We start from the raw sequence: 24,991 nt of genomic DNA on the forward strand, positions 1-24,991 counted from the left end.
GGACACTTAGGGCGCTTGGTCCTGTTAATCGCCACACACGCGCGCGCACCTGTGACCGTTATAGGTTTCATCCGACCCTAAGCGTCCCTTGCGACCCTGAGGCGGTGATATGACAGCCGCCCGCACCGCTCGCCTGATCGCGCGTGAGCTATCCCGGCTCCGCCCGGATTGGCGCGACCCCGAACGCTATTTCGAGAACAGGCAGGAGATCGAGCACGCCTTGCGCCGGCTCGCCCGCACGCTGGAGGAAACCCGATGAACCCTATCACTGAGCAACTGGCGGCGATGGGGCCGCAAGCCCTGGAGGGCGCATTGATTGCGCTTGATGCCGTCTCCCGTCCGCTCACCGTGCGCGAGATCGAGGCGGCCATGGTGGGCAAGGGCGTCTCCCGCTCTCAGCGCAAGATACTGAGCAAGGCGATCGAGCGCCTGCATATCATCGCAGTGGTTGGGCCTGAGCATGGCTGATTGGCCCTACAACACCGCCAACTGGAAGCGGCTCCGCACCGCGCACCTTCGCGCCTTCCCGTTCTGTGAGGGGCACAAGGCCATGGGCTCGCCCTACGTCATCGCCAACACGGTGGACCATCGGGTGCCGATCAGCGAGGGAGGGCCTGCCTTCCCTGGGCATGATGGGCTCGCGAGCTATTGCCCGGCCTGTCACTCCGCCAAGACAGCACGGGGCACCGAGGCAGGGGCAGTGCGATCGGCCAAGCCCAGGCGCGGGTGCGATGCCGAGGGCAATCCGCTCGACCCGACGCACCATTGGAAATCGCTCAGGGCTGACCCCTTAGGACCGCCGCCGAACCTTCAAAATCAATTAGTTTCTAAAGGTAACTGCGATGGGTAAACGCGGACCCGGTGCCGGCCGCCTGAGGGCCGCCGCGCAAGCTGCCCCTGCGACCGTTTCGCACCCTTGGGAAAAGGAAGGGATGCCGGAAGCCGATCAGGTGCTGGCGTTCCTCGAAACCCTGCCGATCGTCTCCGGCCTTCGCGCTGGCGAGGCGATGGAGCTGCTGGAGTTTCAGCGCCAGTTCGTTCGCGGCGTCTATGGACCGCGCGACGATGACGGCTTGCGCCTGGTTCGGCTGGCGGCGCTGAGCGTGGCGCGCGGCAACGGCAAGAGCGCGCTGCTATCGGGCCTGTCGCTCGCGCACCTGCTGGGGCCTTGTCTGGAACCCTACGGCGAATGCTACGCGGCGGCGCTCGATCGCGAGCAAGCCGGCGTGCTCTACAATCAGACGCGGGCCTATATCGAGGCAACCCCGTGGATGGCGGCGCGGGTGAATATCCGCGACTGGCACAAGGAGATCATAGACGAGGAATCGCAATCGCGGTGGCGGGCGCTCACGTCCGACGCGCGCAAAGCGCATGGTCTCGCCCCGTCATTCTGGATCGCGGACGAGGTGGCGCAATGGCGCAACCGGGAGCTGTGGGACAACCTCGCAACCGGCATGGGCAAGCGTGCCCAGGCGCTTGGCGTGACGATCAGCACGCAAGCGGCCGATGACCTGCATTTCTTCTCCGAGATGCTGGACGCGGAGCCGGTGCCCACGATCTACACGCAATTGCACGCTGCACCGGACGATTGCCGGCTGGACGATCGGGAAGCGTGGGCCGCGGCTAATCCCGCCCTGGGCGAGTTCCTGAACGACGATCAGTTTGCCGACGCGGCGGCGCGTGCGATCCGCTCCCCGTCATTCGAGCCCAGCTTCCGCCTGTTGCAGCTCAATCAGCGGATTGCGGCCGAGGGCCGGTTTATCGAGCAAGCGGATTGGGAGGCGAACGCGGAGCCCTTCGATCCGCTGGAGCTGGAGGGGGAGCGATGCTTTGGCGGCCTCGATCTATCCAGCACGCGCGACCTTAGCGCCCTGTCTCTCTACTTCCCGGACAGCGGCCGGCTGATCGCCTGGCACTGGCTTCCGGCCGATACGATCCCGGCGCGCGTGGAGCGGGACCGGGTGCCCTATGATCGCTGGGCAGCGGACGGCTGGGCAACGGTAACGGTGGGCAACGCCCGAGACGACCTGGCGATTGCGCTCCAGCTCGCGGACATTCGGGCGCGGTATGACGTGCAGGGGATCGCCTTCGATCGCTGGCAGATGGCGCGGCTGATGAAGCTGCTGAGCGACGAGGGAATAGACCTGCCCATGCGGGAGTTCATTCCCGGCTTCAAATCCTACGCGGCGGCCGTGGATGCTTTCGAGCGGGCCTTGCTGGGCAGGAAGCTCCAGCACAACGGCAACCCGCTGCTGCGCTGGCAGGCTGGCAACGTGATCGTGGAAAGCGACCCTGCCGGCAACCGCAAGCCGACGAAGGCAAAGAGCCTCGATCGTATCGACGGGATCGTTTCGGCAATCATGGCGTGCGGCCTGGCGGCGACCGACGAAGGCCCAGCCGTTTACAAGGGCGCGGGCCTGATGTGGGTTTAGAGCCGCTGAATTAGGGCGTTGCCAATGTCGTCATAAGAACCGCTCATCAGCTTCACTTTACCGCGCCGATCGAGTTCCTTCATTACTTCGGACCAGATACGGACAGCGAGCGGCGCAAACTTTTCTACCTTCACGACGCACTCAGTCATCATGTCATCATAGGCCAATAGGGCCTCATCAGTGAGCTTGCTTGCCTCGATCATTGACCTGACTCCCCTTTGCGCCCATACCTCAAGGCGGCCCGACACCGCGCGCCAACGCGATGCCGAGCCTGACCACAACCGATCGTTAGGAGATCGACATGGCTGTTACTTCCCTACAGGCGGAATCCGCCCAAACCAACCCAACCTCTTCGCGGGCGCTGTATTACGCCTACCGGCGCGCCAAAGCGGCCTGGGATATTGCGCTCTACGCGCCTGAGCTATTGGACGATGATCTTGCCGAAGAGATCAACGAGCCGCTCAGTGAAGCCCACACACAAGCCTTGAACGACTTCATGCTCTCGCCAGCCGATCGCATGTTTGACTTGTGCCGCAAGCTAGAAGTGTTCCGCGACGAGGAGCTGGCCAACTGGTATTTGGCCAATGGCTTCATTTGCCAGCTCGCCAGCGACGCGCGCCGATTGGCGCTGGACCTTCGCCGTCCCTGACGAAAGTGCCCCCGGTTGGCGACGGGGGCTTGACCTTCGACAGGTGAAGTAGCATAAGGGCTTCGACACCTGACGAAGGACCGCAAATGCTCAACCTCAACGATCCGCAAAATTGGGACACTCCGTTGTTCCCGGTTGCCGTCGCGGCCCAGGCGGCGCTTGTCGCTCCCGCAACGCTGCGCCAGTGGATCGTTCGCGAGCGGGTGAAGCTGTGGGAGCCTGAGGGCGGTATGCTGGCCGCTGGTGGCGTTCCCGCTGAGGGCGAAGGCAAGGCCGCGCTTCTCACCTTGCGCGCTGTTCTCCATATTTCCGCCGCCGCTCGACTGGTTAGCAAGGGCGTTGATGTTGCCGACGCTTACGGCGCTGCGATGTGCTGGGCTCACCTTGGCGACGGCGTTAGCTATTGGGCGGGCGAGGAAGTTCCGCCGATCGAGCGGCTTCCCCTTGGCCTCTATCCCGATCCCGATTGGACGTTCTTGATCCACCATGCCGGGAATGACGCGCGCGTTGCTCGCGCTCGCCCGACTGGTGGCACGCTGCCGTTTCAGTTCTCGGACCTCTTTGCGAATGGCGGCCCGCTCTACACTCCGCCCACCATCGTTTTCCTGAACATGGTGGACCGGCACGCGCGCGGCGTCTGCGAAGGCTACCTGCGCTGATGAGATCGCCGCTCCCCACGGCGTCCCTGGCGCGTCTGCCGATAGGGAAAGGGGTGCACCCCCTGGGGACGAATAATTCCGCTGTCCTACAACGAACCAAATCGGTTAGCTGTCAGGGACTCGGAAAGAGCTTGCGGGGCCTCCCCGCTCACAAGGCCAACGTCGCGAGACAGTCGGCATTCACCGTGCGGGGGCTTCGGCTCCCCGCCAGATTGAAGGACGTTAGAATGAAAACTGCGGACCTGATGGAACAGCGGGCGGCCATTCTGGACCGCATGAACGCTGCCCACGAGAAAGACGACAATGCCGCATTCGAGGCGGCGGAAACCGAGCTGCGGACGATCGACGGCAAGCTGGATCGCCAGCGCAAGATCGACGCGGCCGATCGCGCTGCACCGGGCACCCCGCTCAACGGCACGACCGACGAACACCTGAGCAAGGAGCTTCGCAGCTTCTCGCTGGTGAAGATGCTGGCGCACGCTGCCGGCCTCAACGTCGATGCCGGCCGGGAGCTGGAATTGCAGGGCGAGCTGGCAAAGCGCGCCGGCAAGCCTGCCCAGGGCTTCTACGTGCCGACCGAGATTTTCGAGACGCGCGTGCAGACCACGAGCAACGCGGGCACGCTCACCCCGACCACCTTCCGCCCCGACCTGTTCACTTCGGCGCTGACTGCCACGGCGGTTGTGACGACGCTGGGGGCGACCACCCTTAGCGGCCTTACCGGCGATGTCGTCATTCCGCGCGAGACGGACAGCCCGGCCGTGGGCTGGGTCGCGGAGAACGTGGCGCTGAGCTACGATGACGCGGCCTTTGACAGCCTCTCGCTTGAGCCGCACCATGTCGGCGTTATCAGCGAGATCAGCCGGCAGATGCTCCAGCAATCGAGCCCGGCGATCGAGCAGCTTTTGCGGAACATGCAGGCGCGCAACATCGCCCTGGAGATCGACCGCGCGGCGATCAATGGCAGCGGCACCGGAGCGGAGCCGCGCGGCCTGCTGAACGATCCCGACATTGACGCTGTGGCGTTCGATACGGACCTGTTCATCACCACGGCCAACATGATCGCGGCGGCGGACTTGGCGAACGTCTCCCCCAATCGCGGCTTCCTCGCGACGAACGGGATCAAGGGCGATGCCATGAAGCTGCGCGATGCGAACGGCCGGCCGATCCCGTTTGGCGAGACGTTCCACAACGAGCCGGTGCAGTTCACCAATCAGGCGCCCAGCGACCTGGGCACCGGCGATGACGAGCACGCGCTTGTCTATGGCGATTGGGCCGACTTCCTGATCGGCATTTGGTCGCAAATCGACGTGCTGGTGAATCCGTTCGCGGAGACGGCTTATTCCAAGGGCAACATCCTGGTTCGCAGCATGGCGACGGTGGACTTCGGCGTCCGCCGCCCCGCGTCCTTCACCAAAGCCTCTGGCGTGATCCTGGGAGCCTGAGCCATGTCCGATCCCTATAGCCATTTCGTGAACGCAGCGAGCGCCCCGGCACGGAGCGCCAAGGCTGTTACGACCCACAACACCAACCCGCTGGCGGACGGCGCAACGCGCGGCCTCTATGTCGGCGTGAGCGGTGACATTGCCTGCCGGCTGGTGGGCGATGAAACAGACGTGCTTATCAAGGCGGCTCCGGTGGGCATTCTCCCGCTGCGGGTGACGCACGTTCGCACCACGAACACGACCGCCACCAACATGCTGGCGCTCTACTGATGGCGGCGGCAACCCTCGAACGGCGCGCCTTTACCGAGCTTCGCACGGCGGGGCGTAGGATCGAGGGCTATGCCGCTACCTTCGGGACCGAGGCGGACCTTGGGGCATTCCGGGAGCGCATTGCTCCCGGTGCCTTCCGGGCCGCTATCGCGGGCGACGTGCTGGCGCTTCTCGACCATGACGCGGGCAAGGTGCTGGGGCGCACACGCTCCGGCACGCTGCGCTTGACCGAGGATAGCAGGGGCCTCGCCTTCTCTCTGGACGTGCCGGAGACGCAAGCCGGCCGTGACGTGCTGGCGCTTGCCGAGCGTGGCGACCTGGGAGGCATGTCCTTCGGCTTCAACGTGCCGGAAGGTGGCGAAAGCTGGGACGGGCGCACGCGCACGCTGCGCTCGATCGCGCTGAAAGAGATCAGCGTTGTTTCCGCATGGCCTGCCTATCCCGACACTGAAATTGCCCTGAGGGCGCTCCAGCGCGGCAGTGACGCGCAACGGCGCACGCGGGCGCTCGCACTGGCGGAGGCGCGGCAATGGGCGTGATCGACCGCATGGCGGCATTCATGGGCTTTGAGCGGCGGAGCGATGCCAGCCCGCTCGATCCATCCTGGCAGGCGCTGGGCAATTCGACCGGCTATTTCTCCGGCGTCTCCGCTCGCGCGGCCGAGAACCTTTCCACGGTGCTGGCCTGCACCACGGCCGTTGCATCGGCGCTCGCCTATGTGCCCGCGCTGATCTACCGGCGCGACGGTAACGGCAACCGGATCGAGGTAGCAACGCACCCCCTGGGCCGGCTGGTGAAGGGCGGCGTCAATCCACAACAGACCTGGCCCGACTTCCTGGAGCACTGGATTGCATCGGCGCTGCTGACCGGCAACGGCCTTGCGGAGATCATTCGCGGCGGCAACGGGCAGCTTGCCGGCTTCGCATGGGTGCCCTGGGGCATGGTGACGGTGCAGGAGCTGCCCAGCGGCCGGCTGGCCTATGACATTGGCGACGGCAAGGGCCGCACCCGGCGCTTGCTGGAGGGCGAGGTGCTGCACCTGAGGGACCGCACCGACGATGGCCGCATTGGCCGTTCGCGCCTCTCTAGGGCGGCAGAGACGGTGCAGGGCGTTGACCTTGCCAACCGGCACGCGCGCAACTTCCTCGCCAACGGTGCCAGCCCTTCCGGCGTGATCGAGCATCCCGGCACAATGACGATGGAACAGCGCAACGGGCTCCGCTCGCAATTCGCTGATCGTCATTCGGGCGCGGCCAATGCGGGCTCGACGCTGATCCTCGACGGTGGCCTGACGTGGAAGGCGGCGCAAATCTCGCCTGAGGACGCGGAGCTGCTGGAGACGCGCAAGTTTGGCGTGATCGAAATTTGCCGGCTGTTTCAGGTGCCCCCGCCGATCGTGCAGGCATATGAGAACAACACGTTCACGAACGCTGCCCAGGCGGGCCTATGGTTCGCGACGTTCTGCCTCGCGCCCTGGGCTCGCAAGATCGAGGCGGAGTTCGCTCGCAGCGTCTTTACGGCCGGCAGCGGCTATGAGCTGGAGCTAGACCTTTCCGGCTTCCTTCGCGGAGATCCCGAAACCCGGTGGAACGCGCACAAGATCGCGCTGGAAACCGGCGTGCTCGACACTGACGAAGTGCGCCAGATCGAGGGCTGGAACCCGCGCCCTGCTGACGGCGGTAACGCCCAGCCGAACAATCAGGGAGAACCGGCCAATGGCTGATCTAGTCTCTCTGGCGGAAGCAAAGGACTTCCTGCGCGTCGATGGCACCGACGATGACGGCACGCTTACCGTGCTGATCGCGGCGGCAAATGAAGGCGTGACCGAGCTGGCGGACGCATGGGACGGCGAGGGCGACGTGCCCGAGCGCCTGCGCCTCGCTGCGCTGATGCTGGTTGCCGACTGGTTTGAGAACCGGGAAGCGGTGAACGTGGGCACGAGCGTTGTTCCCATGCCGCACGGCGTCCGCTGGTTGACGCAGCCCTATCGGAGCCTCGCAACATGAGGGCCGGCGCTCTTGACCGGCGCGTGACGATCGAGCGCGCCACCATCACCATTGACCCGGACTATGGTTCGCAGATTGAAACCTGGGGGCCGCTGGTGACTGTCTCTGCCCAGGTTGTGCAGCAAGGCGGGCGGGAGTTCCTGGCGGCGGCTCAGATGATGGCGGAGATTCGCGTGCTGTTCCGGCTGCGCTGGATCGAGGGCATTACCGTGCTTGATCGCGTTGCCTATGCCGATCGCCTGCACAACATCAAAGAGGTTCGCGAGCTGGGCCGGCGTGAGGGCCTGGAACTGATGACGGTGGCGGCCGCCCTATGAGCACGCGCGCTGCCCGGTTCAAACAGGCTGATGCCACCCGCGCCCTTCGCGCTGCGGTGGCGGCTGGCCTGAAACCGAGCGGCTACCGCATTGATCCGGCCGGCGCGATTGTCGTCATGTTTGCCGATGGCGCGCCCCGGAAGGCGGCGAACAGCAATCCTTGGGATGAGGAATTGCAGGCATGACGCGGCACCGCCTGCGCTCCAACCGCTTCCTCCCGGAATACGTCTCCCGGTTCAAGGATCGCCACGGCAAGGAGCGGCTGCGCTTTCGGCGCAAAGGCTACCCGTCCAAGTATTTCACCGCTCCGCTGGGCACTGAGGCGTTCCGGGAGGAATACCGGCGCTTCAACAGCCCTGAGGCTATCGCGGAGGGGATCGAGGAAGCGCACGCGGCGCGCACCGTGCCCGGCAGCATTGGCGACCTGCTACGGCGCTATTTCGCTGTGCCTGAGCGGCTGGGGCCGACCGAGACGACGCAAACCAAGGTGCGCCGCATTCTGGAGCGGTTCGCGGAGGGCCGCGAGGATCGCCCGGTGAAGGGCGTGAGCTTCGAGCATATCGACGCGATCATTGCGAAGGTGCGGAACAAGAGCGTTGACGCGCGGGGCCGCACGATCGGCGGCAACGAGGCGGCGCGGAAGCTGCGGAAGGAATTGCGGCGGCTGTTCGCGTTCGCTCGCAAGCTGGAATGGATCGCGACGAACCCGGTTGACGATTCGGAGCCGGTAAAGGTTGCGCCTAGCGACCGCTCGCCCGGCTTCTACACCTGGACCGAGGAAGATATTGCCACCTATCGGGCGCACTGGCCGCTGGGCACGAAACAGCGCCTCGCCATGGAGCTGATGCTGTGGACCGATCAGCGCAAGGTTGATGCGATCCACCTGGGCCGCCAGCACGTTCGCGCCGGCAAGTTCGTCATTCGGCAGAGCAAGACCGGCAAGCTGCTGCGGCTTGCCATTGCTCCCCAGCTCGCGGCGGCGATCGACGCCATGCCGGCGAGCGATGCCATGTGCTTCCTGGTGACGGAGTGGGGCAAGCCCTTCTCAGTCAAAGGCTTTGGCGGCTGGTTCCGGGAACAATGCGATGCGGCTGGCCTGCCCAAGTGCACCGCGCACGGGCTCCGCAAGGCGACCATGCGGCGCATGGCTGAGCTGGAGATGCCGAACAAAACCATGAAGTCTGTGAGCGGCCATTCCAAGGATGATGAGGTGGCGCGATACACCGCCGCTGCCAATCAAGAGCGGCTTGCCGACAGTGCAATCAAGCAACTTTCGGATTGGGAAATGTCTAACCCCGATCCAAGGTTAGACACCGATCCAGCGCAAAGGGCGGAAAATGGGTGACATTTTGAAAGAGGTGGAGGCCCGAGCCGGAATCGAACCGGCGTGCAAGGATTTGCAGTCCTCTGCGTAACCACTCCGCCATCGGGCCATCCGTCGCGGTGGACGCCGCAAATGTGCGGCTTTGGTTGCAAAGTCAAGCGGCGGATCGGGCAGTGGGCGCAAGATTCTGGTCCTTTGCCGTGCAAAGCCGCTTGGCGTGGCCTGCGCGCTGATTTAGAGGTCCGTTGATCCCCTTGCTGTATTGCATTACCAATACAGTTGTGCCAAGTCCAATCGACCAAGCGAGAATGATCGTGACCGAGCAGAATTTTTCTTCGATGCGGACCGCCATGGTCGAAAGCCAGTTGCGTACCAGCGACGTGGACGATCCGCGCGTGATCGCCGCGATGGCGAGCGTGCCGCGTGAGGATTATGTCCCCGTCGAGCGCCGGGCCATGACCTATGTCGATCGCCCGATCCCGCTGAGCGGCGGCCGTGCGCTGAACCCGCCGCTGGTGACGGGGCGCCTGCTGACCGAGGCGAAGGTTGCGCCCGGCGACAAGGTGCTGCTGATCGGCGCGGCGACCGGCTACAGCGCCGCCTTGCTGGCCGCAATGGGCGCACAGGTGACGGCGATCGAGGAAGAGGGCGGGCCGGACATTGCCGGCGTGAGCGTGGTGCGTGGTCCGCTCAATGCCGGATCGCCCGCTGGTGCGCCTTATGATCTGCTGTTTATCGACGGCGCGGTGGCGGAAGTGCCCGCCGTGCTCGTTGGGCAGCTTTGCGATGGGGCGCGGGTCGTCACGGGCGTGGTCGAACGCGGCGTCACCCGGCTGGCGAGTGGCCGGGTTGTCGCGGGCGTGCTGGGCCTGTCCAGCGTTGCGGATATTGAGATGGTGGTGCTGCCGGGCTTTGCCGCGCCGGAGCGATTCGTTTTTTGAGACGGGGATCATGACAGCAAAGCGACCTAATTTCCGGCGGACCACCGCTACAGCCTTGCTGTTGCTATCCTCTTGCCTGGCCGGTCCGGCCATGGCCGAAACGTTGCAGGGGGCGCTGGCGAAGGCCTATGCGTCCAACCCGACGCTGACCGGCGCGCGCGCAGGGCAGCGCGCAACGGACGAAAATGTGCCGCTCCAGAAGGCGAACGGGCGTCCCGCGGCCGACGTGAGCGGCAGCTATAGCGAAAGCATCCTGAAGCCCACGATCAGCTTCACCGCGCCACAGCGCACCGTGAATGCACAGGCGCAATTGAATGTGCCGATCTATTCCGGCGGGACCGTTCGCAATGGCGTGAAGGCCGCCAAGACCCGCGTCGCCGCCGGTCAGGCGAACCTGCGCGGCACCGAAGCAAGCGTGTTTTCGCAGACGGTTGCGGCCTATATGGACGTGATCCGCGACAGCGCCATCGTGGCGCTCAACCAGGCCAATGTGAAGGTGCTGGACGTCAACCTGCAGGCGACGAACGACCGGTTCGAGGTGGGCGACCTGACCCGCACCGACGTTGCCCAGTCCGAATCGCGGCTGGCGCTGGCCCGGTCCGACCTCCAGATCGCCCAGGCCAACCTGATCACCAGCCGGGAAAATTACATTGCGCTGGTCGGCGAGGCGCCCGACAATCTGGAGCCGCCGCCGCAATTGCCGGGTCTGCCCGCCAACCCGGAAACCGCCGTGCAGGTGGCCCTGCGCGACAATGCGGACATATTGGCGGCGCAGAAGCAGCGCGAGGCGCGCCACTATGACGCGAAGGCGGCGAAAGGCGGCGTGCTGCCGCGCGTGTCGGCTTTCACCCAGGCGGGCTACACCAATTATCTCCATTCGCTCGACAGCACCGCGCTCGACGCCAATGGCAATGCGGTCGAAGGGCCGCAGATCAACAAGCAGGCCGTCGCGGGCGTGCAGCTGACCATCCCGCTATATCAGGGCGGTCGTCCGGCCGCGCAGGTGCGCCAGACCCAGGCGCTCGAATCGCAGGCGATCGAACAGGAGATCGAGATCGAGCGCGGCGTGATCGCGCAGACGCGGGCCGCCTATGCCAGCTGGCAGGCGTCGCTCCAGACGATCGATTCGAACCAGAAGGCGGTCGAGGCGGCATCGCTGTCGCTGGAAGGCGTGCGGGCCGAAAATTCGGTCGGCAGCCGCACCATCCTCGACATTCTCAATGCCGAGCAGGAAGCGCTCAACGCCCGCGTCCAGCTGGTGTCGGCGCGGCGCAACGCCTATGTCGCCGGCTTCAGCCTGCTCGCCGCGATGGGCCATGCCGAAGCGGACGATCTGGGGCTGGCCAGCGGCACGCTCTATGATCCGATGGTCAATTATGACCGGGTGAAGGGCAAATGGTTCGACTGGGACTATGGTGCAGCGCCCATGCCGGTCGCCACGCGCACCGTTGACACGCTGCCACAAAACGCCAATGTGAGTCCCGAAACGGCACAACAGCCATAAGGGGCTGTGATTGCGGGGCCGATAGTCAGGGGACGGCATGGGCGACATGACAAAGGAACCGTCGATGGAAGAGATACTCTCGTCCATCAAGCGGATCATCGCCGAGGAAGGCGAGGAGGCGGTACAGGCGGCGCCGCGTCGCGGGCGGGCTGACGCCGCGCCCAAGCCCGTGATCGAGACTGGCACGCCTGACGAACCGGCCCCCGTATCCTTCGCGCCGATGGTCGACGAGGTGCTGGAACTGACCGATGAGGTCGTGGTGGAGGATGTGATGCCCGCTCCCAAAGCTGCCGCGAAGGCGACGCCCGCGGCCAAGCCCGCAGCCCCGGCGGATGAGTCGATCCTGTCGGTCGAAAGCGAAGTCGCCGCGCGCCATTCGCTGTCCGCCTTGTCCTCCATGCTGATCGCCGCGCCCGAGGGTGCCGACAATACGCTCGACGGGCTGGTCCGGTCGATGCTGAAGCCGATGCTGAAGGAATGGCTGGACGCCCGCCTGCCGGCCTTGGTCGAGGATATGGTGGCCAAGGAAATCGCCCGCATCACCGCGCGCTGATTTTTCCTTTGTTCGACGACTGACGCGATTGTTCCAATCATGATATGCTGCCCCTGGCTTGGCATGGCTGGGGGCATGGCGATATGATGCTGTTGATCGCGGCGACGGCGTTTGTCGGAACGCATTTCCTGATGTCGCATCCATTGCGCGCGCCGCTGGTGTCGCGTCTGGGGGAAAAAGGCTTTCTGGGCCTCTATTCGCTGGTAGCGGCGGTGACGATGATCTGGATGATCCTGGCCTATCGCGCCGCGCCGGTCACGCCCATGCTGTGGCCGGTGGGGGACGACCTGTGGGCGCTGGTGACGGTCATCATGCTGATCGCGTCGATCCTGCTGCTGGGGTCGCTGGTCGGCAACCCCGCCTTGCCCGCGCCTGATGGCAGCGCCATGGTGCCCGCCGAAGCCAAGGGCGTGTTTGCCATCACCCGCCACCCCATGATGTGGGCCATCGCGCTGTGGGGCGTGGCGCATATTCTGGTCTATCCCGTCATCGCCAACATCATCCTGTCCGTGGCGATCATCATCCTGTCGCTGGTGGGCGCTGCTCTGCAGGACAGCAAGAAAGCGGCATTGACCCCTGATTCGTGGCCGCTGTGGGAATCGCGGACCAGCTATTGGCCGTTCGCCGCCATCCTGGCCGGACGGGCGCGTTTCGGGCGTTTCGGTCTGCATGCGCTGGCAGGGGGAACGGTCCTTTGGCTGGTTGCGACCTGGGCGCATATACCGCTGACCGGCTGGCCTGCGGGCATTTGGCGCTGGCTGGGCTGATCTTTCGGCTGGAATGGAACGGGAAGGGCCATTAAGGGCGCTTCCATGACCGATCTGCCCAAGACATTCGACCCCGCCGATATCGAAGCCCGCTGGTACAAGCATTGGGAGACGAACGGCCTGTTCCGCCCCGAACGGCCGGACGCGCAGCCCTATACGATCGTCAATCCGCCGCCAAACGTGACCGGCAGCCTGCATATCGGCCATGCGCTCGACAATACGTTGCAGGACATCATGATCCGTTACGAGCGGCTGCGCGGCAAGGATGCGCTGTGGGTGGTCGGCACCGACCATGCGGGCATCGCGACCCAGATGGTGGTCGAGCGGCAGATGAATGCCCGCGGCGAGAAGCGCACCGATTACACGCGCGACGAATTCATCGCCAAAGTGTGGGAATGGAAGCAGGAAAGCGGCGGCACGATCACTGGCCAGCTGCGGCGGCTGGGCTGTTCGATGGACTGGAGCCGCGAACAATTCACCATGGACCCGCATTTCAGCAAGGCCGTGGTAAAGGTGTTCGTGGAACTGCACCAGCGCGGCCTGCTCTATCGCGACAAAAGGCTGGTCAACTGGGACCCGCATTTCCGTTCGGCCATTTCCGATCTGGAGGTGGAGACGAAGGAGACGCAGGGCGGCTTCTGGCGCTTCAAATATCCGCTGGCCGACGGCGTGACACTGGCGGACGGGAGCGATCATATCGTGGTCGCGACGACGCGGCCCGAAACGATGCTGGCGGACATGGCGGTCGCGGTCCATCCCGACGATGCGCGCTATCGCAGCGTGATCGGCAAGGAGATATTGCAGCCGATCACTGGACGGCGATTGCGGATCGTTGGCGATGATTATGCGGACCCCGAACTGGGATCGGGCGCGGTCAAGATCACGCCGGGGCATGATTTCAACGATTTCGAGGTCGGCAAGCGCGCGGGCATCGCCGCTGGCGCGATGCTCAACATGTTCGATGCGGACGCCAATGTCGTGCAGACGACGGACGGTCGGGTGCCCGACGCCTATCTGGGCCTGCACCGCTTCAAGCGCGATGGCGTGGACGGCGCGCGTGAGGCTGTGGTCGCGGAGATGAAGGCGCTGGGCTTCCTGATGCCGCATGTCACCAAGAACAAGGAAGGCGAGGAGGTCGTCGCGGACTTTGAGCCGCGCGTCATCCAGACGCCGTTTGGCGACCGCTCCGGCGTGGTGATCGAACCCTGGCTGACCGACCAATGGTATGTCGACGCCGCCAAGCTGGCCGTCGCGCCGATGCAGGCGGTGCGCGACGGGCGGATCGAGATCGTCCCCAAGACGTGGGAAAAGACCTTCTTCAACTGGATGGAGAATATCCAGCCCTGGTGTGTCTCTCGGCAGTTGTGGTGGGGCCATCAGATTCCGGCGTGGTTCGACGAGGATGGCGCATCCTATGTGGCAGAGACCGAAGCCGAAGCGCAGGCTATGGCTGGCAACAGGAAGCTGACCCGCGATTCCGACGTCCTCGACACCTGGTTCTCCTCGGCATTGTGGCCGTTCGGGACGCTGGGCTGGCCGGATGGCGCACAGGAAAAGGGGAGCAACTCACTAGTGTCCCGTCACTACCCCAATGATCTGCTGATTTCCGGCTTCGACATCCTGTTCTTCTGGGACGCGCGGATGGCGATGCAGGGGATGGAATTCATGGGGGACGTGCCATGGCGCAAACTCTATCTCCACGGCCTCGTTCGTGCGGCGGACGGGCAGAAAATGTCCAAGTCCAAGGGCAATGTCGTCGATCCGCTGGGCCTGATCGATACATATGGCGCGGACGCCCTTCGCTTCTTCATGAGCGCGATGGAGAGCCAGGGCCGCGACGTGAAGATGGACGAGAAGCGGGTCGAGGGGTATCGCAACTTCGCGACCAAGCTGTGGAACGCCGCGCGCTTCCTCCAGTCGAACGGCGTCACGGCGTCGACCAGCATCGATGCGCCCGCCGCCAGCCTGCCGGTCAATCGCTGGATCATCGCGGAGACGGTGGCCACCGTGCAGGCGATCGACACGGCGCTCGCCGACCTGCGTTTCGATGCGGCGGCCAACGCCATCTATCATTTCGTCTGGGACCAGTTTTGCGACTGGTATATCGAACTGACCAAGGGCGCGATGGATGACGAAACGCGCGCCGTCGCCGGATGGGCGTTCGACCAGATCCTGGTGATGCTGCACCCGTTCATGCCATTCATCACCGAAGAGTTATGGCACCTGACCGGCGACCGCGCGAGCGCGCTGATCGTCGCGCAATGGCCCAGGGCGCTGGCGGCGGTGGATACGGAGGCGCAGGCGGAGATTGACTGGCTGATCCGGCTGGTCAGCGCGATCCGCACCGGGCGCACCGAACTGAATGTGCCGCCCGGCGCGAAGCTGCCCATGGTGGTGCGCGACGGATCGGAAGAGACGCATCGTCGCCTCGACCGGCAGGGCGCGGCGCTGGCGCGGCTGGGGCGGATCGAGAGCCTGACGTTCGGCGAGCCACCCGCAGGCGGCGCGGCGCAGATCGTGGTGGATGAGGCGACCTTCATCCTGCCGCTGGAAGGCGTGATCGACATTGCGGCGGAAAAAGCGCGGCTCGCCAAGGCGCTGGCCGCCGCGGAGAAGGAGCGGGACGCGCTGGGCGGGCGGCTGTCCAACCCCAGTTTCGTTGAGAAAGCCAAGCCCGAAGCGGTCGCCAAGGCCCGCGAGGACCATGCCGAAAAGAGCGCCGAGGCCGAACGGTTGAAAGCAGCGCTGGACCGGCTGGGGTAAGTGAGTAGTCTGGCGTAGCAGAATATAGACCCGTTCGGGCTGAGCCTGTCGAAGCCTTGTTCTTTCCTTCAAGAAGGACGGCCCTTCGACAGGCTCAGGGCGAACGGGGGTGGAGGGTTTCATCCTCCGTTCGATTGGGTGGGCTGAGGAACGAGCATGGCAGCGAGCACAGCGGGCGGAAAAGACCTGACGCAGGGGCCGATCGCGTCCACGCTGTTGCTGTTTGCCATTCCCACGCTGGCGTCGAACATCCTCCAGTCCCTCAACGGCTCGATCAATGCGATCTGGGTCGGGCGCTTTCTGGGGCCGCAGGCGCTGGCTGCGACGGCCAACGCCAATATCATCATGTTCCTGATGTTCTCCGTCGTGTTCGGATTTGGCATGGCGGCCACCGTCATGATCGGCCAGTCGATGGGGCAGCGGGATGTCGATGCGGCGCGGCGCGCGTTTGGATCGGCGGTCGGTTTCTGCATGGGGCTGGCGGTCGTGGTTTCGACCGCGGGCTGGCTGGGCGCGCCCGCTTTGCTGCGGGTGCTGGCGACCCCGGCGGAAGCCTATGACATGGCGCTGGTCTATCTGCGCGTCATCTTCATCGCCATGCCCGCCACCCTGTTGTCGGTGATGATGATGATGGGCCTGCGCGGGGTGGGGGACGCCCGCACGCCGCTCATTTTCATGATCGTCAGCGTAGGCGTCGACCTGATTCTCAATCCCGTGCTGATCCTGGGGCTGGGGCCGTTTCCCGCCATGGGCATCGCCGGGTCCGCGACCGCGACGGCGCTGGCGGGCTTTATCAGCCTGATCGGCATCATCGCCTATAGCTATGCCAGGGATTTGCCGCTGCGGTTGCGCGGCCCGGAGCTTGCCTATCTCCGTCCCGCCGCCGACCAGATGCGGGTGCTGCTGGGCAAGGGGCTGCCGATGGGGCTGCAAATGATCGTCATGTCGGCGTCGGGGCTGGTGATGATCGGCCTCGTCAATCGCGAAGGGCTGGCGGTGACGGCGGCCTATGGCGCGTCGCAACAGCTATGGACCTATCTCCAGATGCCGGCCATGGCGATGGGCGCGGCGGTCAGCGCCATGGCGGCGCAGAATGTGGGGGCGGGCCGGTGGGACCGGATCAGCCGGATCACAGGGGTCGGCATCGGCTATCAATTGCTGATCACCGGCACGATGGTCGCGGTGATGCTGGCGTTCCACGAGCCGCTGCTGAGCCTGTTTCTGGGCAATAACAGCGCGGTGATGGCCGAAGCCTGGCATATGCAGTTGCGGGTGAGCTGGAGCTTCCTGGCCTTTGGCTGCACTATGATCCTGTTTGGCGTGATGCGCGCCAATGGCGTGGTGGTAAAGCCGCTCATCATCCTGATCTTCACCCTGTTCGTGGTGCGGATCGGCTTTTATTATGTCGGTTATCCGCTGATCGGGCCGGACGCGCTGTGGTTCAGCTTCCCGGCGGGGTCGTTCGTGTCGCTGCTGCTGGCGTTCCTCGTCTATGCCCATGGCGGCTGGCGCAAGGCCAAGTTGCTGGTGCCGGTGCACGAGGAAGAATGCCGCGAGGCCGTGAACAGCGAGGCGGAGCCGGCCGGGCGGATCGCACCAACCGGGTAAGGGGTCTTTTGAAAAATGCGCCGAAGGGCGCATTTTTGCAGCCGCACCGGCCCTCTCCCCCACCCGGCCACCCATAGGCTACTATCGTGGGGTGGCCGGGTGGGGGAGAGGGCCGGTGCGGCACGAATGTGCTAAGGCACATTCAACAATGAGCCGCTTTAGCGCCCCTGATTGCGCCAGCGGGTGATGGTGCGGTCGAGAATGGCGTCCTCGCCGCCCGACTGGCGCCAGAGTTCGGTGAAGCTGGGGTCGCCCGATGCGGGACGGCGATGTTCTTCCAGATTGTCGAGCGCGACGCGGATGGGCACCGCGACGCCTTCGCCGCAGATGATCGCTTCCCGATTGCGCAGTGCCGGGATGGAATCGAGGAAGCCGCGTGCGCCTTCGGGCATGGCGGCTTTCACGAAGGCCTGGTCGCGATCATTGTTCAGGCGCATCGAAATGATGGTGCCGCACTGGGATAGCACGCCTTCGGCCAGATCGGACGGGCGCTGGGTGATGAGGCCCAGCGAGACGCCATATTTGCGGCCTTCCTTGGCGATCCGCTCCAAAATCTTGCGCACTGCCTGACCCGCGCCGGTGGTGCTGTTGGGAATGTAGCGATGCGCCTCTTCGCAGACGAGCAGGATGGGGCGCTGCGGTTCGTCGCGCGCCCAGATGGCATAGTCGAACACTAACCTGGACAACACCGACACGACGGTCGAGGTGATGTCGGACGGCATGGCCGACACGTCGATGATGGAGATGGGCTTGCCGTCCGATGGCAGGCGGAAAATCTTGGCGATGAACGCCTGCATCGTGTCGGCGACCAGCATGCCGGAGAACATGAAGCTGTAGCGCGGGTCGGCCTTGATCTCGTCAATCTTGGTCTTGAGCCGCATATAGGGCAGCGAGTTGGTGCCTTTGTCGAGCTTGCCCATCTCATTCTGGAGAATGTTGGTCAGGTCCGACAGCAGATAGGGGATGGGCGAATCGACGGTCAGGCGGCCAATCTGTTCGGCCAGGCGGTTCTTCGATCGCGCCGCGAGCAGGCATTTGGCGAGAATGTCGCAATCGACGGTGCGTTCGGAGCCGGACGAGGTGACGAACACCTCGCAATGCTCCTCGAAATTCATCAGCCAATAGGGCAGGGCCAGATTGTTGATGTCGAACACGGCCCCGTTGCTGGCGAAGGCCGCGCCATATTCGCCATGCGGGTCGATCATGACGATATGCCCCTGCGGCGACAGGTCGCAGATGCGGTGCAGGATCAGCGCTGCGCTGGTCGATTTGCCGGTGCCCGTGGAGCCGAGCAGCGCGAAATGCTTGCCCAGCATCGAATCGACATACAGGGCGGCGCGGGTGTCGTTGGTCGGATAGACGGTGCCGATTTCGACATTGGCCCGGTCGTCCGCAGCGTAAATCTGCTGCATGTCGCTGCCCGACACGGGGAAAATGTCCGTACCCGGCGTGGGATAGCGGGTAACGCCGCGACGGAAGCGATGGATACGGCCGGTCAGCTTTTCCTCTTCGCCTTCACCCAGAAAATCGATGTCGGCGATGATGCTCTGGCTCGCCTGATCCAGCGTCATCGCGCGGACGCTGGCGACCAGCCAGCATTCGCCGACGCGCATCTTTACCTGACTGCCGACCTGCCCGGCCATGGCAGTGCAGGGATCAAGATCCTGACCCAGGACGGCGAGCCGCACAGGGTCTATCATCACCTTGGAACTGGAGCCGGCGATCTGGAACACCATACCCATGGCCTGCCCCAAGGCGGGGTGCGCGGACGGTACAGCATTACAAAATTCATGTACGCCCGGCATCTGGGTCATGAGCCTTTGTCATCCCTTTGACCGGAGCGGATTCCGGCAAACAGAGACTTGTCTAGGCGATGAAGGTAAAGATTGGCTTATACGCGCGGACGGTTAACAGGGCGTAGGCACGGGTCCGAAACGGATCGACCTTGCCACGCGGGGAACAGCGGGCCAATTGGCGCATTGTTGCCGCGTAACTGTCAGGATCTTTGTTTGTCCGAAACGATATTGGCCGATGGAGCGCGTCGCTCCGACGCGATCGCCATTGCCCGTGTCATCTGCATCCTTGGCGTGGTCTATGTCCATGCCTGGACCGGGCAGAATGGGGAAGCGCTCGCGGCGCTGCGCGGCAGTGCGCAGGATAATCTGCGCTGGGCGTTGATGGAGATATTCGGGCGCAGCGCGGTGCCGCTGCTGGGGCTGATTTCCGGCTGGCTGGTGGCGGGATCGGACGCTGCGCGCCATTGGGCGCCGCATGTCCGGCGCAAGGCGCGCACGATATTGCTGCCGATGATCCTGTGGAACGGGCTGGCGATCCTGCTCGTGTCGGGCACGGCCTACCTCTGGTCGCTGAGCGCGCCGGTGCCGACATCGCTTTGGTGGGTGGCGCAGGAAGTGCTGATCATCAGCCGCAACCCCGACATCAATGTCCAGATGCCGTTCCTGCGCGACCTGTTCCTGTGCATGGTCGTAGCGCCCATGCTGGTGCGTTCGCCGGGATGGGCGCTGTGGCTGGTGGTCATGGTGGCTGCTGCGGCGCATGTGGCGGGGCTGGGGCCGCCATTGCTGATGCGGGCGTCGATCCTGTGCTTCTTCACGCTCGGCATCCTTGCCCGGCGCGGCGCGTGGGCGCCGCGGGCGATCGCCCTGCCGCTGGCGGCGGCAGTGTTGCCCTTTGCGCTGATGATCGGCGTGCAGTTTTGCTTGATGGTCGGGCTGGTGGACATGCCCTACGCGCCGGTGCGCAATGCTATCGACCTGATGGTGCGGATCGCGGCCACGCTCGCTTTCTGGCGGTTGGCATGGGCGCTGGCGGGAAGCAGGGCGCGCGCCGTGCTGCTGCGGATCGAGCCTTTTGCCTTCTTCCTCTTCTGCGCGCACCTGATCCTGATCTGGCTGTTCGGGCCACTGCTGGGCAAGCTGTTCGGCAAGCTCGGATCGCCGCTCTATCCCGTCTACCTGCTGATCCAGCCATTGCTGGTGCTGGGCGCGGTCATGCTGATCGCTACCGGGCTGCGCCGGATCGCGCCCGGCGCGGCGAGCGTGCTGAGCGGTGGCCGGCTGAAACCTCGTTCGCGTTAAGCCGGTTCGCGGGCGGTAAGCGCCTGTGCCGCGGCCATGGCGATGGCGAAACTGTGCTTGCGCGCCTGCACATCATGGATCTGGCCCGTGAGGATCAACTCGTCCGCCTGGGTACGGCGCAGGAAGGCGGCAATGTCGCGCTCGACATGGGCCTGGGTGCCGATGCTGGAAACGCTCAGCACGTCGGACAGCATCGCCTGCGCCTGGGGCGGCAGGCTGTCATAATAGCCCTCCACCGGCGGCTGGAGCTTGCCCGGCTGCCCGGTGCGCAGGCGCACGAACGCCTGCTGCATCGAACTGGCCAGCAATTGCGCTTCTTCCATGCTGTCGGCGGCAAAGACGTTATAGCCCGCCATGACATAGGGATATTTCAGCTGCGCCGATGGGCGGAAATCGCGGCGGTAGATGGCGATCGCCTCATCCAGCGCGCCCGGCGCGAAATGGGAGGCGAAGGCGTAGGGCAGGCCAAGCGCGGCGGCGAGCTGCGCGCCATAGAGGCTGGACCCCAATATCCACAGCGGCACATCCTCGCCCGCGCCCGGCGTCGCTTCTATGCCCAGCCGCGCGTCACCCGCGAAATAGGCCTGCAATTCCATGACGTCGCGCGGGAACTGATCCGCGCCGCCGGCCAGATTGCGGCGGATCGCCTGCGCCACCCGCTGGTCGGAGCCGGGCGCGCGGCCCAGCCCCAGGTCGATCCGGTTGGGGAAAAGCGCCGCGAGCGTGCCAAATTGCTCGGCAATGAGCAGCGGGGCGTGGTTGGGCAGCATGATGCCGCCTGCGCCGATACGGATGGTGGAGGTCGCATGGCCGATATGGGCCAGCACGACCGATGTGGCGGCCGACGCAATGCCCGGCATGCCATGATGTTCGGCAACCCAGTAGCGATGATAGCCCAGCGCCTCGGCATGGGCCGCAAGATTGGCGGCATTGGCGAGCGCGGTGGATACGCTGTCGCCTTCGCGGACGGGGACGAGGTCGAGTAGGGAAAAACGTGTCATGCCCGCTATATGGGGGCATGATGAGTTTTATTTCAATACGGGAAATCAGACGGCGCGACCAAATCCCTGTGGCGGGGTGTCTGCGCGGCGGCCAAATGTCACGGGGCGGCGGGCGACCAGCGGATTTGCGTCCCGGTCGAGCAGCGCCATCGTTTCGGTAAAGCAGGGACGCAGCGCCACGACGGTTTCGATCAGTTCGTCCGGGCCTTCGCGGGTTTCGACGCATCGGCGGGCGACCATCTCGATTTCTTCGGCCATGGCGCTCAGCCGATAAGCACCAAACTGGGCCGATTCGCCCTTGAGCGTATGGGCCGGCGTCACCAGCGCGGCGGCGTTGCGGGCACGAAAGGCATCTTCGACCGCGCTGATGGATTTGGCGCCATCTTCACGGAAATAGCCAAGGATGCGCAGAAATGCCGCACCCAGCTCACCGCGGGTTCGTGCAAAATCGCTCCAATTGACGAGGTCGGCGTCTTGATGAGGCACCCGTGCCACTCCTTGTTCTACGAACGGGAAAATAAGTGGCGCGCGTAAATAGAGCGTTAAAGCGTGGCGGGCAGCAACCGATTGTTTGCGTCAATCCGGAGCCATGCGCGACAACGCATATTGGTGCGTGTCGAGGACCGCGAAAAGCCAGCCATTTTGCCGGGCAAGCGCTTCCAGTTCGCGCCCGGCAATCGGGTCATCCGCTTCGATCCTGATGGCGGGCGCATCGCGCATCGCCCGTGCCGCGCGCAGGGCGGGCCAGGGGCATTTCATGCCGCGTGCATTGACGATGACCGGGTCGGCCATCGCGCCTATTTGCCGAAGGGATTTTTGGCGCTGCGCAGCGTCAGCCGCACCGGCACCGCGCCAAAGCCCAGTTCCTTGCGGATGCCGTTGACCAGATAGCGACGATAGCTTTCGGGCAGATCATCGAGCCGGGTGCCGAACAGGATGAAGCCGGGCGGGCGCGTCTTGGCCTGGGTGATGTAGCGCAGCTTGATCCGCTTGCCGCCGGGCGCTGGCGGGGGATTGGCCTCCAGCGCGCTTTCGAACCAGCGGTTGAGGACGCCGGTGGACACGCGCTTCGACCAGGTGGAGCGGGTTTCGAAGGCGACGCGGATCAGATCGTCCAGTCCCTTTCCGGTCGCGGCCGACACGGTCATGATCGGCACGCCGCGCACCTGCGCCAACCCGTCGAACAGCGCCTGCTTGATGCCCTGATACAGGGCCGATCCATGTTCGACCGTATCCCATTTGTTGAGCGCGACGACGAGCGCGCGCCCTTCCTCCAGCACCTTGTCGGCGATGCGCAGATCCTGCGCCTCCAGCCCGCGCGTCGAATCCAGCAGCAGCACGACGACTTCGGCGAAATTTACAGCGTTCAGACCGTCGGTCACGGCCAGCTTTTCCAGCTTGTCCTGCACCTTGGCATGTTTGCGCATGCCGGCGGTGTCGATCAGGCGGACGGGACGCTCCAGCCCCTCGTCATCGACCCACATCCAGTCGACGGCGATGCTGTCGCGGGTGATGCCCGCTTCCGGGCCGGTCAGCAGCCGGTTTTCGCCCAGCAGCCGGTTGATCAGCGTGGATTTGCCCGCATTGGGACGGCCGACGATGGCGAGCTTGAGCGGGGCGCTCTCCTCATCCTCGTAAAAAGTCTTGTCTTCGGATTCAAATTCTTCCCGCTCCAGATGCGGGAGCAGCGCCTGGAACAGATCGGCCAGGCCCTGACCATGTTCGGCGGAAAAGGGGATGGGTTCGCCCAGGCCCAGGCTGAAGGATTCCATCACGCCATCGTCGGCAGCCTTGCCCTCCGCCTTGTTGGCAACCAGCACGACCGGCACGTCATTGGCACGCAGCCAGCGGGCGATTTCCTCATCCAGCGGGGTGATGCCCGCGCGCGCGTCGATCATGAACAGGGCAAGGTCGCAATTGTCGACCGCCGCTTCGGTCTGCATCCGCATGCGACCGGGCAGGCTGTTGGCGTCTTCATCCTCATAGCCTGCGGTATCGACGATGATGAAATCCAGGCCAAGCAGATGGGCCTCGCCCTCCCGCCGGTCGCGGGTCACGCCGGGCTGGTCGTCAACCAGCGCCAGCTTCTTGCCGACCAGGCGGTTGAAGAGGGTGGACTTGCCCACATTGGGACGCCCGACAATGGCTACTGTGGGCAGCATGGAGGCCCGTATCCTTCCGAAAAATTCAAAATCGACAAACGCCGCGCTCCCGCGAAGGCGGGAGCCCAGTCCGTATCGGGGAACTGGACTCCCGCCTTCGCGGGAGCGGGCTTAGCATGTTTGTTGCTCTTAGCGGAGTGCCGTCAACTTTCCATCATCGGCAAGCACATAAAGCATATTGTTGGCGACGATGGGCGGGAGCGACATGGAGCGATTCATGTCCACATCGGCCTGCACGCTGCCATTGGTGGGATCGACATAGACCATCTGGCCGCGCGTCGACACGACGATCAGCCGATTGCCCGCCAGAACGGGGCCGGTCCAGCGGATCGCCTTGTCCTTCTTCTTTTCCTTCTGCCAGCGGCGCAGCTGGCTGACCCAGCGAATCTTGCCGGTGGCGCGCGCGACGCAGAGCAGGCGGGCGTCGCTGGTGACGACGAACACCCATTCGCCGACGACCGACGGGGTGGAGATGCCCGCAATGTTGATTTCCCACAGGCGCTGGCCGCTGGTCAGTTCATAGGAGGCCATGCGGCCGCCCTGACCGATCGCGAACACACGGCCCCGGTCGATCACGGGATCAGCATCGATGTCGGTCAGGGTCGCGACGGCGGTGGAAATACTGGTGCGCGACAGTGCGTCGCCCCACAGCGTCCGGCCATTTTCATATCGATAGGCGGTCAGTTCGCCTGAACTATAGCCTGCGATCACCGTGCCCTGCGCCGCGGCGGGGGCGGCGACACCGAACACGCCGGTCACCTGCAACGTGCCGCTGTCGGTCCACTGGGTTTCGCCGTCGGACTGGTTGAGCGCGAAAATCTGATTGTCCTGACCCATCACATAGACATGGCCATTTTCCAGCGTCGGCGCGCCGCGCAGCGGCCCGGACAGATGCTTTTTCCAGATGATCGCGCCATCGGCGACGTTGAGCGCGAATACGTCGCCAAGGCCGGTGCTGGCGAACACCCGGTCGCCCAGGACGCTGACGCCGCCGCCGAAGAGCGAACGGCCATTGCCCTTGCCCTCGGCAGGCAGGCTGGTCTGCCACAATTTGCTGCCATTGGCCGCATCGAACGCGATGACATGGGCGCCTGCGTCAGTAACGAACAGCTTGCCGCCCGACACGACCGGCGATGCGGCGAGGCGCGCCTGTGGCGAACTGCCCTCGATCGAGGCGCTCCACACCTGCGTCGGCGATGCGCCGAGCGCGACATTGCCCATCGCCTTGGACGGATCGCCGCCCGGCTGCGCCCATTGATCGTTGACATAAGGGGCGGGCAGGGCGACGGGCACGTCGGCCAGAGCCGGTTCGACCTCGATACCCTGTTCATTGTTCAGGATGGACACGCGGTTGCCCAGCACCGGGGTCTTGGGGCCGCCCTTCTTGCCGCCGACAATGCCGCAGCCGGCCAGCAGCGCGATCATGAGGGTGAGCGTCACAGCGCGGCCGATGGGCGCCTTTGTCTTCATGCTGTCCATTCCCATGCGCTCA

The 24,991-nt window shown here is 64.7% G+C and carries 28 protein-coding genes and 1 tRNA gene; 21 read left to right on the plus strand and 8 right to left on the minus strand.

All coding sequences use genetic code 11. The features are described 5' to 3' along the window. The first annotated feature begins 109 nt into the window (after positions 1–109). The 4 genes from CJD35_RS22380 to CJD35_RS09530 all read left to right on the plus strand — a co-directional run bounded on the left by CJD35_RS22380 (position 110) and on the right by CJD35_RS09530 (position 2,432). Positions 110–259, plus strand: a complete 150-nt coding sequence (locus tag CJD35_RS22380) for a hypothetical protein (RefSeq protein WP_020821228.1) — start codon at positions 110–112, stop codon at positions 257–259. Then, complete coding sequence (locus CJD35_RS09525) at positions 256–468, plus strand: hypothetical protein (protein WP_095686998.1); 213 nt, start codon at positions 256–258, stop codon at positions 466–468. The genes CJD35_RS22380 and CJD35_RS09525 overlap by 4 nt, the downstream gene beginning before the upstream one ends. A gap of 82 nt (positions 469–550) precedes the next feature. Beyond that, complete coding sequence (locus CJD35_RS23565; protein WP_380823328.1) at positions 551–850, plus strand: HNH endonuclease; 300 nt, start codon at positions 551–553, stop codon at positions 848–850. Between the two features lie 82 nt (positions 851–932). Beyond that, positions 933–2,432 carry a terminase large subunit gene (locus tag CJD35_RS09530; protein WP_095686999.1) on the plus strand — a complete coding sequence of 500 codons (1,500 nt, stop codon included), beginning with the start codon at positions 933–935 and terminating at the stop codon, positions 2,430–2,432. On the opposite strand, the gene CJD35_RS09535 is transcribed toward CJD35_RS09530, so the two are convergent. Further along, on the minus strand, positions 2,429–2,635 hold the full coding sequence (locus tag CJD35_RS09535; protein WP_095687000.1) for a hypothetical protein: 207 nt from the start codon (positions 2,633–2,635) through the stop codon (positions 2,429–2,431). The genes CJD35_RS09530 and CJD35_RS09535 overlap by 4 nt on opposite strands. Before the next feature lie 98 nt (positions 2,636–2,733). On the opposite strand from CJD35_RS09535, the gene CJD35_RS09540 reads away from it, so the two are divergent. The 10 genes from CJD35_RS09540 (at position 2,734) to CJD35_RS09585 (ending at position 9,123) form a co-directional block, all read left to right on the plus strand. After that, complete coding sequence (locus CJD35_RS09540; RefSeq protein ID WP_095687001.1) at positions 2,734–3,081, plus strand: hypothetical protein; 348 nt, start codon at positions 2,734–2,736, stop codon at positions 3,079–3,081. Between the two features lie 86 nt (positions 3,082–3,167). Further along, the gene (locus CJD35_RS09545) at positions 3,168–3,740 is read left to right on the plus strand and encodes a hypothetical protein (protein ID WP_095687002.1); all 573 of its coding nucleotides are present in this window, start codon (positions 3,168–3,170) and stop codon (positions 3,738–3,740) included. Positions 3,741–3,985: 245 nt separating this feature from the next. Further along, positions 3,986–5,185: a phage major capsid protein gene (locus CJD35_RS09550; RefSeq protein ID WP_244917179.1), complete on the plus strand. Its 1,200-nt coding sequence runs from the start codon at positions 3,986–3,988 to the stop codon at positions 5,183–5,185. Positions 5,186–5,188: 3 nt separating this feature from the next. Continuing rightward, on the plus strand, positions 5,189–5,455 hold the full coding sequence (locus CJD35_RS09555) for a spike base protein, RCAP_Rcc01079 family (RefSeq protein WP_020821223.1): 267 nt from the start codon (positions 5,189–5,191) through the stop codon (positions 5,453–5,455). Then, entirely contained in the window at positions 5,455–5,994 is a 540-nt protein-coding gene (locus CJD35_RS09560; protein WP_020821222.1) for an HK97 family phage prohead protease, read from the plus strand. Before CJD35_RS09555 ends, CJD35_RS09560 begins: the two co-directional genes overlap by 1 nt. Further along, entirely contained in the window at positions 5,985–7,178 is a 1,194-nt protein-coding gene (locus CJD35_RS09565) for a phage portal protein (RefSeq protein ID WP_095687004.1), read from the plus strand. Before CJD35_RS09560 ends, CJD35_RS09565 begins: the two co-directional genes overlap by 10 nt. Then, entirely contained in the window at positions 7,171–7,461 is a 291-nt protein-coding gene (locus CJD35_RS09570; RefSeq protein ID WP_095687005.1) for a head-tail connector protein, read from the plus strand. Before CJD35_RS09565 ends, CJD35_RS09570 begins: the two co-directional genes overlap by 8 nt. A gap of 23 nt (positions 7,462–7,484) precedes the next feature. Continuing rightward, on the plus strand, positions 7,485–7,778 hold the full coding sequence (locus CJD35_RS09575) for a phage head closure protein (RefSeq protein ID WP_216628939.1): 294 nt from the start codon (positions 7,485–7,487) through the stop codon (positions 7,776–7,778). Beyond that, positions 7,775–7,963, plus strand: coding sequence for a hypothetical protein (locus tag CJD35_RS09580; protein ID WP_095687007.1), 189 nt, complete (start codon positions 7,775–7,777; stop codon positions 7,961–7,963). The genes CJD35_RS09575 and CJD35_RS09580 overlap by 4 nt, the downstream gene beginning before the upstream one ends. Continuing rightward, entirely contained in the window at positions 7,960–9,123 is a 1,164-nt protein-coding gene (locus CJD35_RS09585; RefSeq protein WP_095687008.1) for a tyrosine-type recombinase/integrase, read from the plus strand. Before CJD35_RS09580 ends, CJD35_RS09585 begins: the two co-directional genes overlap by 4 nt. A 14-nt stretch (positions 9,124–9,137) precedes the next feature. On the opposite strand, the gene CJD35_RS09590 is transcribed toward CJD35_RS09585, so the two are convergent. Then, positions 9,138–9,211: transfer RNA gene (locus CJD35_RS09590), tRNA-Cys, on the minus strand. A gap of 199 nt (positions 9,212–9,410) precedes the next feature. Between CJD35_RS09590 and CJD35_RS09595 the strand changes: the two genes are divergently transcribed. The 6 genes from CJD35_RS09595 to CJD35_RS09620 all read left to right on the plus strand — a co-directional run bounded on the left by CJD35_RS09595 (position 9,411) and on the right by CJD35_RS09620 (position 17,238). Then, positions 9,411–10,043, plus strand: a complete 633-nt coding sequence (locus tag CJD35_RS09595; protein WP_017181605.1) for a protein-L-isoaspartate O-methyltransferase family protein — start codon at positions 9,411–9,413, stop codon at positions 10,041–10,043. Between the two features lie 10 nt (positions 10,044–10,053). Continuing rightward, a complete protein-coding gene (locus CJD35_RS09600; protein ID WP_026002128.1) occupies positions 10,054–11,547 on the plus strand; it encodes a TolC family outer membrane protein in 1,494 nt (497 codons plus the stop codon). Positions 11,548–11,584: 37 nt separating this feature from the next. Next, positions 11,585–12,100 (plus strand): DUF2497 domain-containing protein, encoded by a 516-nt coding sequence (locus CJD35_RS09605; RefSeq protein WP_017181603.1) that lies wholly within the window; start codon positions 11,585–11,587, stop codon positions 12,098–12,100. Between the two features lie 44 nt (positions 12,101–12,144). Further along, entirely contained in the window at positions 12,145–12,867 is a 723-nt protein-coding gene (locus CJD35_RS09610) for an NnrU family protein (RefSeq protein ID WP_017181602.1), read from the plus strand. Positions 12,868–12,912: 45 nt separating this feature from the next. Then, complete coding sequence (locus tag CJD35_RS09615) at positions 12,913–15,630, plus strand: valine--tRNA ligase (protein ID WP_017181601.1); 2,718 nt, start codon at positions 12,913–12,915, stop codon at positions 15,628–15,630. Between the two features lie 156 nt (positions 15,631–15,786). Next, positions 15,787–17,238, plus strand: coding sequence for an MATE family efflux transporter (locus CJD35_RS09620; protein WP_017181600.1), 1,452 nt, complete (start codon positions 15,787–15,789; stop codon positions 17,236–17,238). A 158-nt stretch (positions 17,239–17,396) separates the two neighbouring features. On the opposite strand, the gene CJD35_RS09625 is transcribed toward CJD35_RS09620, so the two are convergent. Further along, positions 17,397–19,052: an ATP-binding protein gene (locus CJD35_RS09625; protein ID WP_026002126.1), complete on the minus strand. Its 1,656-nt coding sequence runs from the start codon at positions 19,050–19,052 to the stop codon at positions 17,397–17,399. A gap of 195 nt (positions 19,053–19,247) precedes the next feature. Between CJD35_RS09625 and CJD35_RS09630 the strand changes: the two genes are divergently transcribed. Beyond that, positions 19,248–20,336 carry an acyltransferase family protein gene (locus tag CJD35_RS09630; protein ID WP_017181598.1) on the plus strand — a complete coding sequence of 363 codons (1,089 nt, stop codon included), beginning with the start codon at positions 19,248–19,250 and terminating at the stop codon, positions 20,334–20,336. On the opposite strand, the gene CJD35_RS09635 is transcribed toward CJD35_RS09630, so the two are convergent. The 5 genes from CJD35_RS09635 to CJD35_RS09655 all read right to left on the minus strand — a co-directional run bounded on the left by CJD35_RS09635 (position 20,333) and on the right by CJD35_RS09655 (position 24,978). After that, positions 20,333–21,337, minus strand: a complete 1,005-nt coding sequence (locus CJD35_RS09635) for an LLM class flavin-dependent oxidoreductase (protein ID WP_017181597.1) — start codon at positions 21,335–21,337, stop codon at positions 20,333–20,335. The two genes, CJD35_RS09630 and CJD35_RS09635, sit on opposite strands and share 4 nt — an antisense overlap. A gap of 45 nt (positions 21,338–21,382) precedes the next feature. After that, positions 21,383–21,823, minus strand: coding sequence for an Hpt domain-containing protein (locus CJD35_RS09640; protein WP_026149755.1), 441 nt, complete (start codon positions 21,821–21,823; stop codon positions 21,383–21,385). A 90-nt stretch (positions 21,824–21,913) separates the two neighbouring features. Further along, the gene (locus CJD35_RS09645) at positions 21,914–22,129 is read right to left on the minus strand and encodes a sulfurtransferase TusA family protein (protein WP_017181595.1); all 216 of its coding nucleotides are present in this window, start codon (positions 22,127–22,129) and stop codon (positions 21,914–21,916) included. Positions 22,130–22,134: 5 nt separating this feature from the next. After that, positions 22,135–23,499, minus strand: a complete 1,365-nt coding sequence (gene der, locus CJD35_RS09650) for a ribosome biogenesis GTPase Der (RefSeq protein WP_017181594.1) — start codon at positions 23,497–23,499, stop codon at positions 22,135–22,137. Positions 23,500–23,628: 129 nt separating this feature from the next. Beyond that, on the minus strand, positions 23,629–24,978 hold the full coding sequence (locus CJD35_RS09655) for an outer membrane protein assembly factor BamB family protein (protein WP_017181593.1): 1,350 nt from the start codon (positions 24,976–24,978) through the stop codon (positions 23,629–23,631). Positions 24,979–24,991: the final 13 nt, after the last annotated feature.

Source organism: Sphingobium xenophagum (assembly GCF_002288285.1).
In the GTDB taxonomy this organism is placed as follows: Bacteria; Pseudomonadota; Alphaproteobacteria; order Sphingomonadales; family Sphingomonadaceae; genus Sphingobium; species Sphingobium xenophagum.

Coding starts and splice junctions, on each gene's coding strand:
- CJD35_RS09595 (WP_017181605.1), top strand. CDS start 9,411: ATGATCGTGACCGAGCAGAATTTTTCTTCGATGCGGACCGCCATGGTC.
- CJD35_RS09645 (WP_017181595.1), bottom strand. CDS start 22,129: ATGGCCGACCCGGTCATCGTCAATGCACGCGGCATGAAATGCCCCTGG.
- CJD35_RS09585 (WP_095687008.1), top strand. CDS start 7,960: ATGACGCGGCACCGCCTGCGCTCCAACCGCTTCCTCCCGGAATACGTC.
- CJD35_RS09570 (WP_095687005.1), top strand. CDS start 7,171: ATGGCTGATCTAGTCTCTCTGGCGGAAGCAAAGGACTTCCTGCGCGTC.
- CJD35_RS23565 (WP_380823328.1), top strand. CDS start 551: ATGGGCTCGCCCTACGTCATCGCCAACACGGTGGACCATCGGGTGCCG.
- CJD35_RS09550 (WP_244917179.1), top strand. CDS start 3,986: ATGGAACAGCGGGCGGCCATTCTGGACCGCATGAACGCTGCCCACGAG.
- CJD35_RS09580 (WP_095687007.1), top strand. CDS start 7,775: ATGAGCACGCGCGCTGCCCGGTTCAAACAGGCTGATGCCACCCGCGCC.
- CJD35_RS09655 (WP_017181593.1), bottom strand. CDS start 24,978: ATGGACAGCATGAAGACAAAGGCGCCCATCGGCCGCGCTGTGACGCTC.
- CJD35_RS09540 (WP_095687001.1), top strand. CDS start 2,734: ATGGCTGTTACTTCCCTACAGGCGGAATCCGCCCAAACCAACCCAACC.
- CJD35_RS09525 (WP_095686998.1), top strand. CDS start 256: ATGAACCCTATCACTGAGCAACTGGCGGCGATGGGGCCGCAAGCCCTG.
- CJD35_RS09605 (WP_017181603.1), top strand. CDS start 11,585: ATGGGCGACATGACAAAGGAACCGTCGATGGAAGAGATACTCTCGTCC.
- CJD35_RS09620 (WP_017181600.1), top strand. CDS start 15,787: ATGGCAGCGAGCACAGCGGGCGGAAAAGACCTGACGCAGGGGCCGATC.
- CJD35_RS09565 (WP_095687004.1), top strand. CDS start 5,985: ATGGGCGTGATCGACCGCATGGCGGCATTCATGGGCTTTGAGCGGCGG.
- CJD35_RS09615 (WP_017181601.1), top strand. CDS start 12,913: ATGACCGATCTGCCCAAGACATTCGACCCCGCCGATATCGAAGCCCGC.
- CJD35_RS09555 (WP_020821223.1), top strand. CDS start 5,189: ATGTCCGATCCCTATAGCCATTTCGTGAACGCAGCGAGCGCCCCGGCA.
- CJD35_RS09610 (WP_017181602.1), top strand. CDS start 12,145: ATGCTGCCCCTGGCTTGGCATGGCTGGGGGCATGGCGATATGATGCTG.
- der (WP_017181594.1), bottom strand. CDS start 23,499: ATGCTGCCCACAGTAGCCATTGTCGGGCGTCCCAATGTGGGCAAGTCC.
- CJD35_RS09625 (WP_026002126.1), bottom strand. CDS start 19,052: ATGACCCAGATGCCGGGCGTACATGAATTTTGTAATGCTGTACCGTCC.
- CJD35_RS09635 (WP_017181597.1), bottom strand. CDS start 21,337: ATGACACGTTTTTCCCTACTCGACCTCGTCCCCGTCCGCGAAGGCGAC.
- CJD35_RS09600 (WP_026002128.1), top strand. CDS start 10,054: ATGACAGCAAAGCGACCTAATTTCCGGCGGACCACCGCTACAGCCTTG.
- CJD35_RS09530 (WP_095686999.1), top strand. CDS start 933: ATGCCGGAAGCCGATCAGGTGCTGGCGTTCCTCGAAACCCTGCCGATC.
- CJD35_RS09545 (WP_095687002.1), top strand. CDS start 3,168: ATGCTCAACCTCAACGATCCGCAAAATTGGGACACTCCGTTGTTCCCG.
- CJD35_RS09535 (WP_095687000.1), bottom strand. CDS start 2,635: ATGATCGAGGCAAGCAAGCTCACTGATGAGGCCCTATTGGCCTATGAT.
- CJD35_RS22380 (WP_020821228.1), top strand. CDS start 110: ATGACAGCCGCCCGCACCGCTCGCCTGATCGCGCGTGAGCTATCCCGG.
- CJD35_RS09560 (WP_020821222.1), top strand. CDS start 5,455: ATGGCGGCGGCAACCCTCGAACGGCGCGCCTTTACCGAGCTTCGCACG.